At 45.8% G+C, this 14,501-nt stretch carries 13 protein-coding genes; 9 read left to right on the top strand and 4 right to left on the bottom strand.

Features of this window, described 5'->3' with window-relative positions; genetic code table 11:
* Window positions 1-6 precede the first annotated feature (6 nt).
* Both EHQ17_RS00760 and EHQ17_RS00755 read right to left on the bottom strand, forming a co-directional pair.
* Window positions 7-201: a hypothetical protein gene (locus EHQ17_RS00760; protein ID WP_003008197.1), complete on the bottom strand. Its 195-nt coding sequence runs from the start codon at window positions 199-201 to the stop codon at window positions 7-9.
* A gap of 300 nt (window positions 202-501) precedes the next feature.
* Window positions 502-3,930, bottom strand: coding sequence for a SpiroCoCo family coiled-coil protein (locus EHQ17_RS00755; protein ID WP_135592685.1), 3,429 nt, complete (start codon window positions 3,928-3,930; stop codon window positions 502-504).
* 105 nt (window positions 3,931-4,035) lie between these two features.
* Between EHQ17_RS00755 and EHQ17_RS00750 the strand changes: the two genes are divergently transcribed.
* From EHQ17_RS00750 to lmtA, 7 genes are all read left to right on the top strand, one after another.
* On the top strand, window positions 4,036-4,779 hold the full coding sequence (locus EHQ17_RS00750; protein WP_135592683.1) for a class I SAM-dependent DNA methyltransferase: 744 nt from the start codon (window positions 4,036-4,038) through the stop codon (window positions 4,777-4,779).
* A 193-nt stretch (window positions 4,780-4,972) separates the two neighbouring features.
* Complete coding sequence (locus tag EHQ17_RS00745; RefSeq protein ID WP_135592681.1) at window positions 4,973-5,269, top strand: STAS domain-containing protein; 297 nt, start codon at window positions 4,973-4,975, stop codon at window positions 5,267-5,269.
* A 54-nt stretch (window positions 5,270-5,323) separates the two neighbouring features.
* Complete coding sequence (locus EHQ17_RS00740) at window positions 5,324-6,250, top strand: ABC transporter ATP-binding protein (RefSeq protein WP_135592679.1); 927 nt, start codon at window positions 5,324-5,326, stop codon at window positions 6,248-6,250.
* A complete protein-coding gene (locus tag EHQ17_RS00735) occupies window positions 6,247-6,999 on the top strand; it encodes an ABC transporter permease subunit (RefSeq protein WP_135592677.1) in 753 nt (250 codons plus the stop codon). The genes EHQ17_RS00740 and EHQ17_RS00735 overlap by 4 nt, the downstream gene beginning before the upstream one ends.
* On the top strand, window positions 6,996-8,729 hold the full coding sequence (locus EHQ17_RS00730) for a GldG family protein (protein WP_135592675.1): 1,734 nt from the start codon (window positions 6,996-6,998) through the stop codon (window positions 8,727-8,729). The genes EHQ17_RS00735 and EHQ17_RS00730 overlap by 4 nt, the downstream gene beginning before the upstream one ends.
* 62 nt (window positions 8,730-8,791) lie before the next feature.
* Entirely contained in the window at window positions 8,792-9,751 is a 960-nt protein-coding gene (locus EHQ17_RS00725; protein WP_135592673.1) for a hypothetical protein, read from the top strand.
* A gap of 114 nt (window positions 9,752-9,865) precedes the next feature.
* On the top strand, window positions 9,866-10,618 hold the full coding sequence (gene lmtA / locus EHQ17_RS00720; RefSeq protein WP_135592671.1) for a lipid A Kdo2 1-phosphate O-methyltransferase: 753 nt from the start codon (window positions 9,866-9,868) through the stop codon (window positions 10,616-10,618).
* A gap of 36 nt (window positions 10,619-10,654) precedes the next feature.
* Here lmtA and EHQ17_RS00715 read toward each other — a convergent pair whose 3' ends face one another.
* Window positions 10,655-11,476: an LIC_11490 family protein gene (locus EHQ17_RS00715; protein ID WP_135592669.1), complete on the bottom strand. Its 822-nt coding sequence runs from the start codon at window positions 11,474-11,476 to the stop codon at window positions 10,655-10,657.
* A 104-nt stretch (window positions 11,477-11,580) separates the two neighbouring features.
* Between EHQ17_RS00715 and EHQ17_RS00710 the strand changes: the two genes are divergently transcribed.
* Together EHQ17_RS00710 and EHQ17_RS00705 are read left to right on the top strand one after the other, a co-directional pair.
* Window positions 11,581-12,816, top strand: coding sequence for a hypothetical protein (locus tag EHQ17_RS00710; RefSeq protein WP_135592667.1), 1,236 nt, complete (start codon window positions 11,581-11,583; stop codon window positions 12,814-12,816).
* Window positions 12,816-13,280: a chemotaxis protein CheX gene (locus EHQ17_RS00705; protein ID WP_135592665.1), complete on the top strand. Its 465-nt coding sequence runs from the start codon at window positions 12,816-12,818 to the stop codon at window positions 13,278-13,280. Before EHQ17_RS00710 ends, EHQ17_RS00705 begins: the two co-directional genes overlap by 1 nt.
* Window positions 13,281-13,697: 417 nt before the next feature.
* Here the strand turns inward: EHQ17_RS00705 and EHQ17_RS00700 are convergent, their stop codons facing one another.
* Window positions 13,698-14,093, bottom strand: a complete 396-nt coding sequence (locus tag EHQ17_RS00700) for a DUF1564 family protein (RefSeq protein ID WP_135736118.1) — start codon at window positions 14,091-14,093, stop codon at window positions 13,698-13,700.
* Window positions 14,094-14,501 lie beyond the last annotated feature (408 nt).

Genomic DNA, 14,501 nt, shown 5'->3' with positions numbered 1-14,501 from the left:
ATCGAATCAGAAATCGGTCGGGCGAACGGTACTTCTTTTGTTGGATTCCGTACGTTTTACCGCATCATCAATGAGTTGATGAATTTTTTCGTTCAATCCGTCGATCGCGTCTCCGGAAGTCATAAAGCCTTTGGACTTAATATAAGCCTTCACTTTGCTCGTTACGATCAGGGTTTCTTTTTCGACATTCTTTCCAGCCATGGAGTTCTTCCTCTCTGTCTTAGTTTTCTTCTTTTGTGCCATCTTCAATATTGCTCCGGTTCACGGCCGTCCAGGTTTGTTTTACTTCCGTTTGCGGTTCCTGTTTGCATTCTTTTCAGTTACCCGGAAAAAGAACAACCTTTTAGAACCTTTCCCTTTGCGACCTTACCTTTGTTTTCAAAAAAAATGATACCATTCTCACCGAAAGCAGACGAATTCGATTTGCGGGAAACGTATTTCCCGAACGACTCCGAAACCAATGAGACATACGGTTCTTAAGAACGATCGTCAAGAAATATTTCATTTCTTCTTCGCGGACTCACTTTGTAGAATCGTATTCACCAAACCGGTTTCCAGATTCAGTTTTTCGGCGATCGTTTCCGCCGGCCATTGGAAGTTATGATACAAATTCAACACCGTGGCTTTTTTTCTTTGGATCAGATGATCCTGGGAGGAATCCTTTCGTTTTCCAGAATCCTTTGCCGGCTCCGTAACGGCTCCCACGGCGTCCAAAAATCCGGACAACTTTTCGAACTTGTCGTCGGCTTCGCTCAAAAGACTTTCGAGATCTTCCTTGGCGACGCTCGCGTTCGCTTTAAGATCCTCCATTCTTTGTTGCAGAGTGGAGATTTGTTTATGACGTTCGGATAGATCCACCATGAGATCTTCTATCTTTTCGAACTTGGCTTCGACCGAACGGATTTCCTCTTTTTTGCGGAACAAGGATTCGATACGATCGTCCGTCTTCCGTACCGTTTCCGCGATTTCCCTTTCCCTTGCTTCTAAAATTTCAACGTCGTTTTGCAGGGAATACAATTGATTGGTAAGTCCTTTGGCGGATTCTTTGTGAGCGTCCGTCTCTTCGAAAAGACCTTTCACTTCCTCTCGAACCGACTCCAAAATTTCCAGACGCGCGCTGAGGTCCGTAAACGTGTCTTCCATTGAGAGGGCTTTTTCTCCCGCTTCGAGAAGTCTCGCAAACGTATCTTCCCATTCCGAGGATTTGGTTTGTAATTCTTCGAACTCGGCGCGCAATCGATCCGAAGAATCCCGAAGGGAATCGATGGAATCGAATCTGAGTTTTAAGTCCTCCGTTTCGGAAACCAAGGAACGTTTCAGATTTTGTAACTCGTCCAATTTTTCGGAGATGTCGCTTAACAAAGAAGTTTTGCCGTCGGCTCTGGAAAGCAGATCCTCCATCGTGTGGATGTAGGAATCGGTTCGTTCCACGACTTCTTTGGCTTTGTGGAAAAGTTCCGCCTTTTCCGCCAGCTCTTCCATCTTATCCGTAATTTCTTCGACAGAAGAACGAAGGTTTTCGGATTCCTCCCGGATTTCCGCGATGAGATTCTTCTTCGCGTCTGCGATCTCGTCGAGATCGCGTTTGAGACCGGATTGGAGGTCCCTGTATCTTTCCATCGAATCTTCGAATTCTTCTTTTCCGGAACGCAAAAATTCCTCGGACGCCGCTTCCATTTCGCGCAACTGATTTTGAAGTTGTTTTTGGAATCCCTTCATCTGTTCGTCGCTGTCTTTGCGGGAAGTCTTGAGGGATTCTTCCAGATTCTTTTTTACTTCGAGGATGTATTTGCTGATTCTTTCTTCGAGCTGACCTAGTTGCAATTGACCTTTGTCCATCAAAGAAGTCAGCTGTTTCGAAATTTTTGCGTCGATCGTCCCGTTTAAACGGCTGATTTTTTCCTCTTGTTTTTCGAAAAAATCCTCCGCGGAATCGCGAAGACGATCTAACACGCGTTCGGCGTCTCGGCCTGCGTTCTCCAGATTGGTTTCCACGTTGTTTCGGATTTTTTCCGCGTGGATCTCGAGCACCTTTTCGTTCTTTTTTACGATCTGTTCCATCTTATCGATGGTGGAGGAAAATTCTTCCCGGAGCCCTTGAAGGATTTCGTTGCCTTCCTCTTTGATGTTGCGAAGCGATTCGCCCAAACGTTCCTGAACGGAATCCCCTTCTTTTTGAAAATTGGTTTTATAACGCGAAACGAAGTCTTCGATTTTCTCTTTTTGGATGTTGAATTCGTTTTGGAATTCCTGAAGGAGTCCCTTTCCTTCCAGATGAATCCCGCCGAGTTTTTCCTGAAGATTGCCGATCTGATCCTGAGTGTTCAGACGGATTCCGCCCAATTCCTCTTCCCAATAACGACCCAGATTTTCGAATCTCTGGTCGATCTTACGCACCTCTTCGTCCACGGTGCCGGAAAGTTGATCGATCTTATCCTCGACTTGGGACAACAATTCTCCCGCGCTGGATTCCATCGCGGACTGAAGATCTCCCAAATAGGAATCCACGTCCTTGATCCGAGCGCCTATTTGTTTGTCGAGTGCGGAAATGGATTGTTTGACCGCTTCCAAATCCTGACGGATCGAAGCGCTGCGTTCCTGATGAACTTTGGAGAGTTCCAAATCGAATTCCTCTTTCAGAGAGGAAATTCCGGAAACGGTTTTTTCCTTCGCTTCTTCCCTTGCGGAATCGAGCGCACTGTGGAATTCCTTCAAACCGAAAGAGATTTCCTTTTTTAAACCGTCCGCTTCCGCACGAAGATTGCTGCTGATCCGATTGAATTCCTCTTCGAAACCGTCGATCTGACGCAGTAGTTCCGACTTGCGGGCGTCCGCTTGACGAAGCAGTTTGTTTTCCGCTTCGAGATATTTTTCCTGAAAAAATTGTATGGATTCGTTGATCGATTCCGCCTGACGTCTCGTTTCATTGAGAATTTCGTCTCGCCTAGTCATCGTTTCCAAACTCATCCCTTCAATCTCGCGACGGATGGAATCGACTTCGAGTTTGACTCCGTTGAGAAACGCTTCCTTGGAATGAGTCACTTGCTCGAGGATACGATCCGATTTTTCCTGCGCCGATTTTTCCGAAAGACGGGCCATCTCTTCCAGTTTCCGATCCGCAGCTTCGGCTTTTTCTTCCACACGCAGATCGAGTCGTTCGAGTTTATCACTAACGGATAGGAATACGGTTTGTAACTTTTCGGAACGAAGATCCAAATCCTCTTCCTGAGTGCGGATCGTTTCGAAAAGGGAGGAAACTTCCGAACGCAATTGTTCGATCCTTCCCAAGGAATCACGCATTAGAGAATTAGAATGTGATTCCAGGTTTTCCCGATAGGTCTGTGCGATCGAATTCAAACCTTGATCGATCTTATCGTTTTTGATCTCCAATAATTCTTCGAGCTCAACGATTTTGGCGGCGAGGGATTGTAAAAGTTCGTCCGAACGAAGATTGACCTTATCCGTAAAAACCTCGAGAACCGCTTCGGCTTCGGTCCTAAGATCCAAAATTTTCTGATCCAACAGCTGAATCTCTTTTTTACCGGACTCCATACGAAGCAGTCCCTGTTGGATTGCGTTGGATTCTTCCCGAATCTCGGACGATAATTGCACCACCTCTTTGAGGTCGCGCGCTACGGAATCCAAAAAATCGCGGTTGTTTTTGATGGATTCTAAAAGTTGTCTGGATTCGTCGTTGAGGTTGTGAACGTCGTTTGCGAGTTTTCTGGTTTGTTTGAGACTGATTTCGAGATCGATTCCCGCGTCTTTTACGGATTGGATTTTTTCCAATGCGATATCGCTCAGTTCTTCCTGAACTTTTCCCGTAAATCGTTTGATCTGACTGAGTTTATAGTTGGATTTATCCAGCCTACGAAGAAGGATTGTAATTCCTACACTGGCTATAAACGGCAGGAGTAGTTCTAGTCCCATTGAATTTTGTTTACCATAGACAGTCTGTTTCCGGAAACATTATGTCTCATCAAATTACGATTGACTATTGGAAAGATCGTAAAAAGAGCAAGAAAAAATTAAATTATGCTTAAAAAAAAGCCCTATACCGGCTTTTCGACCGTTTATGACGCGATCATGCGCGAGGTGGAATATGATCGTTGGTCGGAATTCATACTGAGTTCCTATTCGGTGCACGCGTCCCGATTTCTTCCGCAAACGATCTTGGATCTGGGTTGCGGAACCTGCAAATTGTGGGAAAAATTTCCTTCCTCTCTTTCGTTTGTGGGAATTGACTCAAGCGAGGAAATGCTCAAAATTGCACGAAAAAAGCCGCTTTCAGGCGAATGGATCCATTCCGACATTCTACATTTTTCCCTTCCCGGTCGAAAATTCGACCTGATCGTTTCCACACACGATACTCTCAATTATCTGAAAACCGAAGCGCAACTCAGGACGTTGTTCCGCAAAGTCCGAGATCATGCCCAGCCGAACGGTTTATTTTTTTTCGATCTTTCCAGTTTGTACAACTTCAAATCGCAGTTTGACGGAAGAACGTTTTTTGAAACCGCCGGAGGATTTAAGATTCGTTGGGAAAACCGTTATCGGGAAGACTCCGAAATTTTAGAAACCGTTCTTACCTTTTCCGAAAAAAAGACCGGACAAGAATTTTCCGAAGTCCACGAACACAGATATTTTTCGGAGGATACGATCCGTTCCTCACTCCTGGAATCGGGCTGGGAACTGATCGACCGCGGATCGGATTATAAAAAATGGGCCTTCGACGAATCCGCTTCGTTAATAAATTATATCGCGGGAATTCGGAAATGAATTTACGAATCGAATGATATAAATCACTCTCCGAAGATCGCAATTTCTTTCGTCTACGATTGTGAACAAAAGAAAGGAAGTTTCGAATTCGAGGAAAGATCCTTTGTTACGGGAAACGTACGATTCAAAACCCGAGTTCCCCAACAAAACGAATCCGTAAACTACTTCGGAAACGAGTTAAGGAAAAAATCATATGTCAAAATTAAACGTGGAAGGAAAATCGGGAAAAGTCCTGATCGATACTCAGGTGATCGACGGTTATGATAAAATATTCGACGAGGTTTCCAAAAAGGCCTCCAACGGCGCCCTTACCGAAGTAGATTTTATGATGGAAACGGTAAAAAAAATCAGTTCAAGCGGAATCGCAAAACTTCTCACCGTGAAAAATCTTCTGGATAACTACGGCGTAAGGATGCGTATCAAAAATCTGAGTCCGGACCTTTTGGACGTATTCAAGAAATTCAAAGTGGACGGAAAGTTGGGGCTCTGATTCGGAAAAACGATTGCTTCCTTCCTAAGATCCTTCTTCCCTGGGATTACCCCAATGGGAACCGTTTCCGTCACTCATCTCAGCAAATCGTATCAGGGCAAAAAGGCCGTTTCCGATCTTACGTTTCAAATACAAGCGGGAAGAATCACCGGGCTTTTGGGTCCGAACGGCGCCGGTAAAACGACCGTCCTTCGACTTCTTACTGGTTTCTTGTCGCCTAACTCCGGTAAGATTCTTTTTTCCGATTCCGACTTTTCCCAGAACAGATTCCGAATCCAAAAAAAAATCGGTTATCTTCCCGAGTCCGCTCCCGTTTATACTACGATGACCGCACGGGAATATCTTTTCTTTTGCGCAAAAGCGCGCGGTGTTTCCCCTTCCCGCGTCGAAACTTCGATTCGTTCGATTTCGTATCGATTCGATTTGGAAACCGTTCTCGAATGTCCGATTTCGTTTTTGTCCAAAGGATATAAACAAAGGCTTTGTCTCGCGGGGACTCTTTTACACGACCCGGAATACGTCTTTTTGGACGAACCCACATCCGGTCTGGATCCGATTCAAATTTCCGAATTCAAGGATACGATCCGCTCCCTGGCGAAAACCAAAACGATTCTTTTGTCCTCTCACATACTCGGCGAAGTACAGGAACTCTGCGATCATATTCTCGTCATCGCGGACGGAACATTGATCGCGGACTCTCCCGTAAACGAGCTTTCATCCGTCTCTAAGAGGGTACTACTCTGGGTGGAGGCGGATCCGGAAGACCTTCGATCGTTTTTCCGAAACACGTTGTATAAAATCGAGACGACCGGAAAACGGGAGGATTCGTTCTCGGAATATAAGATGGTTCCGCGTTCGGCTTCCGCGCCGGATCCTTTCGAGATTCTAAAAATGATTCCGTTTCGAGTCCGGGCTTTTTATCCGGAGAAAAATTCGCTCGAATCAATTTTCGAAACGTTGAAGCGGAGCGAATCCGAATGAACATACTTCTTTCCGTACGCGAATCCTGGAGTCGTATAACGGCGATTTTTCGAAAAGAGACGATCGTTTATACCAGCACTCCGATCGGGACCCTATTCGCCTGTTTGTTTCTTTCCTTCGTTTCCTTTTTGTTTTTTTTCGGTTTAGGCGAAACCTCGTTTTGGGACCTAAGAACCGCCAGTTTAGAATCGTATTTTCAATCCGTCCCGATTCTTTATCTCGTCTTTATACCCGCCCTTACGATGCGACTTTGGAGCGAAGAGGAACGCACCGGTACGATAGAGTTATTGTTCACGTTCCCTCTGCGCGATTTCGAAATCGTCCTCGGTAAATTTTTGTCGGCTTGGGCGTTTTTAGGTTTCGTACTGTTGTGCACCGTAACGATACCTCTTTCCGTTTTTTACCTCGGAAATTTGGACATGGGAATCATACTCGCGTCGTATCTCGGAACCTTTCTATTGGGCGGATCGAATCTAGTTTTGGGAAGTCTCGCGTCCTCGCTTACGAAGGAACAATCGAGCGCGTATCTGCTCGCGTTTTTGTTTTGTTCCGCGTTTTTCCTATTCGGATACAAACCTCTCGAACCGCTTCTGGGCGGTCTGGGGGATCGGTTCTCTTTTTTTTCTCTTTCGTATCGTTATGAAACGTTTCGTCTGGGAATTTTGGATTTCGGAAACGTATTCTTTTATCTGAGTTTCGACTTACTCGTGTTATACGGAAACGTACTTCTATTGAGGTCGAAACGATGAAGGAAGAATGGAAAATCATCCGAGAATTTTTTTTCCGTCTCAACGGGAATCCGCGTTTTCTTATGTTTCAATGGTTCCTTATTTTCGTTTGGCTGAACGTAGCCGCCGAAAGGATCTCCTGTAAAAAGGATCTTTCCTCTTCGGGACGTTTCGAAATTTCACGAAGCACGGAACGTCTTTTGGAAAGTCTGCCGGCCAATCTGCACATAGACGCGTATTATTCTTCCCAAGTTCCCGCAGAATACAAGGTACGTCTGGATCTCGTCAAAGATACGTTACGCTCTCTTGTTTCGGTCGGAGGAACGAAAATCGTACTCCGCTTTTACGATCCGGATCGGGTCGAAACGGACCGCAAAAAAGCGCTCGAGGCTGGAATCGAACCGCAGATTTTGGAAAGAACGCAACGGGGTTCCGCGCAGGTAAAACAAGTTTTTATGGGGTTCACGGTTTCATCCGGAGCGAAACGGGAAACGTTACCCGTGGAATTCTACGCGGAACAGATCGAATCCCACGTACTAAGGGCAGTCAAAAAGATATTTCGTAAACCGGGGGAAACAGGAATCGCGATCCTAAAAAACCGAGGTTCTTTTTCGGTGGCGGCTCCCGGACCTCAGAGCGGAAAAGATTCGATCGGAATCTTATTCCATCAGATTTTTCCGGAAGAATTCGGAACGTTAACCGAAATCGACCTGGAAGACGGGGCCGTCCCCGATCCCGTACACACTCTCCTTTGTGTCGGAACACCTTTCTTTTCCGAACGTTCCCGATATTTTTTGGACCAATTTTTGATGCGCGGAGGGAATCTGATTCTACTCGCGAAATCTATGGACTTCCGTCTCGAACCTCCCCTACGGGAACACGGGATCGGCGCGACAACGGAAGAGCTGAAAGCCGGAATGGCGAGACCGGTCGCGGAAATCGAGGAAACGAACCGAGTTCTGGAAAATTACGGAATACGGATCAACACGGATCTCGTCTTCGATCTACGTCATTCTCTGCCGATGGGACCTTTGTTGGAGTTGGAACCGGGTGTGATCGGAAGATTTCCCTATGCCCCCTGGATCGTAGCGAGCTCCGGAAATAAAATGTTAAACGAAAAAAGCCCGTATACCGGTCCTCTCAAAAGCCTGCTTCTTCCCTGGGTTTCTAGTTTGACGTTTTATCCGGAAAAACAACCGAAAGTCAAAACGGAAATCCTGATCACTTCTTCCGAAGAGGCGGAATCCCGGGCCGACTTTGTCGCGTTAGGCGAAAAACAGATCCATGCCAACCCTCCCAAACCGGAAGGAGAAAAAAAAATCCTAGGGATTTTACTCGAAGGTAATTTTCGATCTGCGTATTCGAACACTCAAAACGAAGATAATATGGCGAAGACGGACCCGGCGTTTTTAGCCGAAACTCCGGAGGGAAAAACTTCGCGGATCTTGGCGATTGGAACCCCGTATCTCGTTTCGGATCTTTTGGTTCTACCGGAATTCAGGGATATATTTCAGGAATCGAATATTCCATTTTTATTAAATATTGTTGACCTGGTAACGGGAAATCGCGACCTGATCGAAATTCGCGGAAAAAAATCCTCGATCGAAACGTTAAGACCGTTTACGGATTCCGAACGGATATTCCTAAGCTATTTTCACCTACTGGGAATTCCTCTTTTACTGGGTTTAGCCGCGTTTTATCGGATAAGAAAACGGAATTCCTATCCAAACGGTGGGAGTGTAAAACCCTGAATCGTATCAAAAAGTATTCCGATCGGATCGTCCAGATCTGGAAGACCGATCAAACTCTCCTATTGACCGGGTTCAACGTTTTTTGCCTCTGCGTTTTCCTGCTTTCCACCGATCCGTTCGATCTTTTTAAAAAAACCTACGCGAATTCCGATCCTATTTTTCCGTATTCCGCTTCCTCGTTGGAACGGGTGCAAATCGGAAGAAAAGGACACGAAACCGTTTTGGAAAAAAGGAACGGAACCTGGAGCGTAAACGTGCGGGGAGTTTCCGGAAGAAGCGACGAAAAAAGAATATCTTATTTTTTGAATACGATTTTGAACCTTAAAAAATTCTCCTTGTTGGAAACCGATTCCGGAAAACGGGAAGACTACGGACTCGCCGGAGACCAACTCGGACTGGAAGTGGAAACCGTTTCCGGAGATAGTTCGCGGTTCGAAATAGGAATTTCAGGGACGGGCGGAAAAGGAAACGTAGTCCGAGACGTAAGAACGGGAGAGATCTGGCTCGTTGAGGAAAACCTGATTTCCGCCGTAGGACGCGGGGACGAGGAGTTTTTCTTTTCCAAATTCCCGTTTCCGGAAAATCTAGATCCTTACGAAATTCATACTATTCTAATATTCTCGCCATCCTCACCGGAATCGGTCTACGAATGGAAACGGATCCATACGAAAAAATGGGAGCAAGTCCGGGGAAATCGAAACGATCTTTGTGCCAAGAAAGAATGCGAAACTTGGATCGAAGAAACCTTGAACGTTTCCGCGAATAGGATTCTCAAAAAACCCTTCCGGGAAAAAATCATTCCCCTGTCCGCCGACGAAGGTATCACGGTCGAGTTCGGGACCGATTCAGGTTCCGTTTATCAATTCGAATGGATCGGAAAGACCGAACACAAGGAACCGATTTTTAAAACCGAAACCGACTCGTTGTTTTTTGTGATGGAGCCGGATTTTTTGAATCGATTCCGTGAACCGGTCGCAAACGAAAAACCCAGTTTTCGATCCGCTCACGCGGTTCCGTTCTGAACCGAGGACTTCTTCGTATGCGTTGAAAGCGAGGTTTCCAACGAGGATTCTCTATTGACAGGTACGGGCCTTCCGATTTCATTTCAAAAGAACTCTAAAACTTAGGATGAACGTATGGCTTTGATCGAAGAATTCGAATCGCAAGGGAATTTTCTTTTTCGCTGGAGATCTTATATTCCCGGAATCATTCTGGTTCTTTGTTTCGGTTTATTACCTTTTTATCAATTTCCAGGCAACTCCTACACGTATCATCTTTATTATCAGTCTTTCTGTTTAACGATCAGCTTATTAGGTTTGTTCGTAAGAAGTTTCGTGATCGGTTACGCTCCCGCGAGAACTTCCGGAAGAAACACCAAACAACAAGTTGCCGACGTGGTTAATCAAGAGGGGATTTACTCGCTCTTGCGCCATCCTCTCTATCTCGGAAATTTTCTGATGTATTTGGGAGCGGTTCTTTTTCTCAAAAATTTTCTGATCGCCTCGATTTTCGTTCTCTTCTTTTGGGTATATTACGAAAGAATTATGTTTGCTGAGGAACAATTCCTTCGTAAAAAATTCGGAGACGCGTATCTTGTTTGGGCGAATACCGTCCCGGCGTTTTTACCGAAACTTTCCGGATATAAAAAACCCTCCCTCTCCTTTTCGATCCGCAACGTACTCAAACGGGAGTATCCCAGCTTGTTCGGAATTCTCGTGATCTTTAGCGTTTTCGATTTGGCGGCGGTTTATTTTAACGAACCGGTCAGTCGTTTGATCGATGCGATCCGACTTCCTCAGATCGTGCTTTTCGGAGGCGGGCTTGCGTTTTACGTCCTTGTCAGAATTCTCGTGAAAACCACGAAAATTCTCCACGTGGAAGGCAGATAATCACATTCAAAAAATCTAATTCTTAACCGAGGGAAGTTAGGAAAGGATTGTCTTTTGAGAATGTTCGAGATACGATTTTAGGGAGTCGATTTCCTTCGTAAAAAAAACGGGAACCGGATAATCGGATTGGGAAGGTATCAGAACGATTCCTTCGTCGAAAAACAGGATTTTTTCTATTTCCGAAAAGGAATACCGATAACTGCTGTTCAACGCGTCGAAAAAAACGGCGCCCTTACTTTCCTGCAGTTTTCCCGCGCCGATTCGTTTCAAACCCTTCAGAAGTTCCGGAGAAAGATCGCGTTTTTGATCGGCCAAACCTTCGTAGGGAAGATCCCGGCTCGCGTCCAGATACAAAATTCCTTCGATTTCGAATCGGACTTCCCGGATGTCTTCCGCCCGAGAAGAAGTTTCGAACTGAATGCCGGAGACGGATTCTTCCAGAACTTGAATTCCGGACGGATGAGTTTGCGGATCCAAAACTCCGAGGGAGTCGATTTCTTTTCGTCGAATCCCATCCTCGGTCTCCTGCAAACCGGTTTCCGATTCGAAGGCGGAGAACGATGCCGGGGAGGATTGTTTATTTTGTTTGGGAATTTTTCTGCCTTCCACAAAAAGGTCCTCCATTCTCTTTTGTTTTTCCAAAACGTCAGGAGATTGAGTCCGTTTGACGTTCGCGAGAATTTCGGCTCCTCGTTTCGAATTCGGTCTGGCGACAAATAGATCCGAATCCGCAGGCGCGGATTTGGATGGATTGCGAAGGGAAGTTGTTCGATCGTTCCCCGAATTCGGATTCAGGGAGACGTAGATAAAACAAAGAAGTCCTACCAGAATGAGTGCGATCGCAATAAAGAGCATCATAATCTATATCTGTCGTTTCTGCGGGATTCTGAAGCGTTTTTCTCACTTTTCTCCTTTACAGAAATATTCCTTCACAGACCCTTTCAAGTTTAACAGATACAATCATGGAATTAGAAAACGCCACTCTCAAAGATAAAATCATCCGCGCAGTCGTCGGATTTTTTCTCAGTATATTGGTCATCGGTCTTATCATCACCTTTCTTCCGGGAGACGCGGAAAAGAGCTTTTTCGACGTGCTTTCCGGTCGTTCCAGTCTGAACGCCGGAAAAATCGGAGACGTTTCCATTCCGATGGATTACTTTCAAGCGGCAAGAAGGGATTGTTTTTTTCAATACAGAAACATCGCCCCTTCCTTAGCGGAGGATCCGGCCACGCTACAGTCCTGTGCGTTTCAAACCATTCGTAGTTTGGTAGTCACGAATCAGATCGCCGCTGCGACCGGATTTTCGGTTTCCGAGAGCGGAATTCGAGAGGAACTTTCGGACGAGGCGAGAAGGATTTATCGCGAATCAGTAAACGGCGCCGGATATTCGGACGAAGACGTGCGAAAGCCGGAGGCGATTTATCGGCAGATTTTGAATTCCGCGCCGATGCAGTACAGAATCGATCGTAAGAACGCGAGCGGTCTTTATGATTCCCTTTTGAATTCGGATCTTAAAAAAACGGACGGAGAAATTGCGGTCCAGAAAGAATCCACATCGGCGCGCTTTTCCCTAAAATTGGTCTCTTACACCGACGATCAACTTTCGAAACTCGCCGAAAAAGACGCCCCGATTTCGGACGAAATCCTTAGAACTAAGTATGAAGCCGAAAAGAAGGAAGGAAAACTTCCTAAAAATCAGGAAGGAAGGGAAGTCAGCTTTGAGGAAAGAAAAAATTTCCTAAAAAGTAAAATTCTCTTGGAAAACCGTTCCAAATCCCAAGAGGATTGGAAAAACAGACTGAAAAAATTGCAGGAAGAACCCGACGGTCTTGCGAAAATTTCCGTTCTTTTAGGTATTCCCGTTCAGGATTTTAAGGATCAACCTCTTTTGAATCTGTGGGAATTGAAAGCGGGCAATCAAATCGTTCGCCTTGGAAACAACAGTCAGTTTCTAAAGGATCTAACCGGCGTGAGTTTCGGCGATAAAAAAGTCGGCGGACCTTACAAGGACTCTGAAAAAAATGTTTTTGTGGAATTTGCTTCCTTGGAAATCAATTCGTCTAAAATGAAAACCTCGCAGGGACCGGAATTGAGGGACAATCCGAATCTGATCAACGGATTCGTAATGGAAATCAGTCAGTCGCTTCAGGAAAAATATCCGATTGAACGAAGGATCGGCCAAAGGGTAGAAGAATAATGCAAATTCGGGCTGAGTTGGTGAATCCTTTTTTGGAGGCGGCGACCATCGTATTCAGGGACGTGCTGAAGACCGAACTGATTCGAGGTAAGATCGGTATCAAAGACAGTCCCGAAACAAATCTTGAGCTTTCTATCGTCATCGGTGTAATCGGAACCTTTAACGGCGAAGTCGTTTATGGTCTGAATTATGATACGGCTTACAAGATCGCCGGAGTATTGATGCCTGGCATGAGCGACCAGGATATCAAGAACGAATACAAAGATATCCTGGGGGAAATCGCGAATATGACGACCGGAAACGCGATGAACATCTTCGCCACTTCCGGTCAATCGATTGAAATTACTGCTCCAAATATAATCGATTCAAAAAATGAAACCCTTAAGATTCCGAGAAAACCTGCGTTAGGAATCGGCCTATTCTCCAGATTCGGAAAGTTGGACGTGAACGTTTCCCTAAGTTGATTTCCTTTTAAATAGCGTCAATCGTCGGCTGGGAAAAGGGCTTCGTCTTTCGGAAGGAATGGGGTTGCAAATCTTGTGTTTTTCGGCGCGGCCGGGTTCGCTCGTGTGGGTTTAGTTCATTCATTGATCTAAAAGTGGAAAACAAGCTCCTCTTATTTTTTCAAAATCGTAAGCCCGTATCCTTGGCTTCTTTTTCCTTTGTCGTTGGTTTGCTTTTTGTGTATGAGATCTCGTGGACGATCTTTTCTTTTTTGTATTATAAAAATTTGAGTTCTATTTGAAAATGATGCGTGAATGTTTCGCGTAAAATCGTGGCCTTTTGCGTTTTTCGGCTTTTGTGTATATGAGAGAGAGCCAATTTCGAAAAAAAGATCTTCGGCATGAAAGATCAGCAATGGAACAAATGGCAATAGCGGATCAAAACGCTTTTGTCTTATTATCCGATTCATCCGGCTCTTTGTGCCATTCTCGGTATTCAAAGGCGTAAAAGGAGGACTCGGGGAAACATTGTAGTCGCCTTGTGGCTCTGTTGAAGGTGAGATCGAGGTGGAGGATATAGCTGTAGTGCTTGTGAAAGGTGGGAACTCCCGCGTTCATCGTATCTTCGATAGAATCTCCGACCCCGACCTCTTCCAAATACAACAGATAATTAAACAAATAACAACGAGAAACCCCGTGCGCCTGCGCCAAAGCCCCAAGCAACGTCCAACTTCCCGTTCCCAACCGAACATTGATTCGTCTCATTGTTTTCTTTTCCGCAGATCGCTGCCCCGCAGCCCGAGTGCCAGCAGCGCCGGGCTCCGACGACGACATCGACTCTTGCTTCTTCGCCGGGGCCTGTTTTCTCGACAAATTCTGTTCTCCCGCCGGGTCCAAGTTTTCCGACGAATTCTGATCTTCTAGCAAATCCCGTTCTTTCGACGAATCATGTTCTCCCGACAAATTCCAATTCTGCTCCCCCCACAATCCGTTTCGCTCCGTCCGAAGTGCACGAACCCCTGGTCTGACGCCATCCGCAGAATCGCCAGTCGCCTGGTCATTGTTAGGTGGCGCATCCTTCGCTCCCTCCTCCTCTTCCGGCGCCTCAGAACCAAACGAAGTTCGACGGGCCGCCGCCACAGCAGACACTGAAGCAGAGGTAGAGGCAGAAGGCTGATACAACGTCGTTCCCGCTTTCTTGCCCAAACGTTTGGTCGCGGTCAAAAACTTGGCGTAGGTTCG

The organism is Leptospira gomenensis (assembly GCF_004770155.1).
Classification (GTDB): domain Bacteria; phylum Spirochaetota; class Leptospiria; order Leptospirales; family Leptospiraceae; genus Leptospira; species Leptospira gomenensis.
Note: the sequence above shows the minus strand (reverse complement) of the source record. Positions and strands in the feature narration are given on the sequence as shown.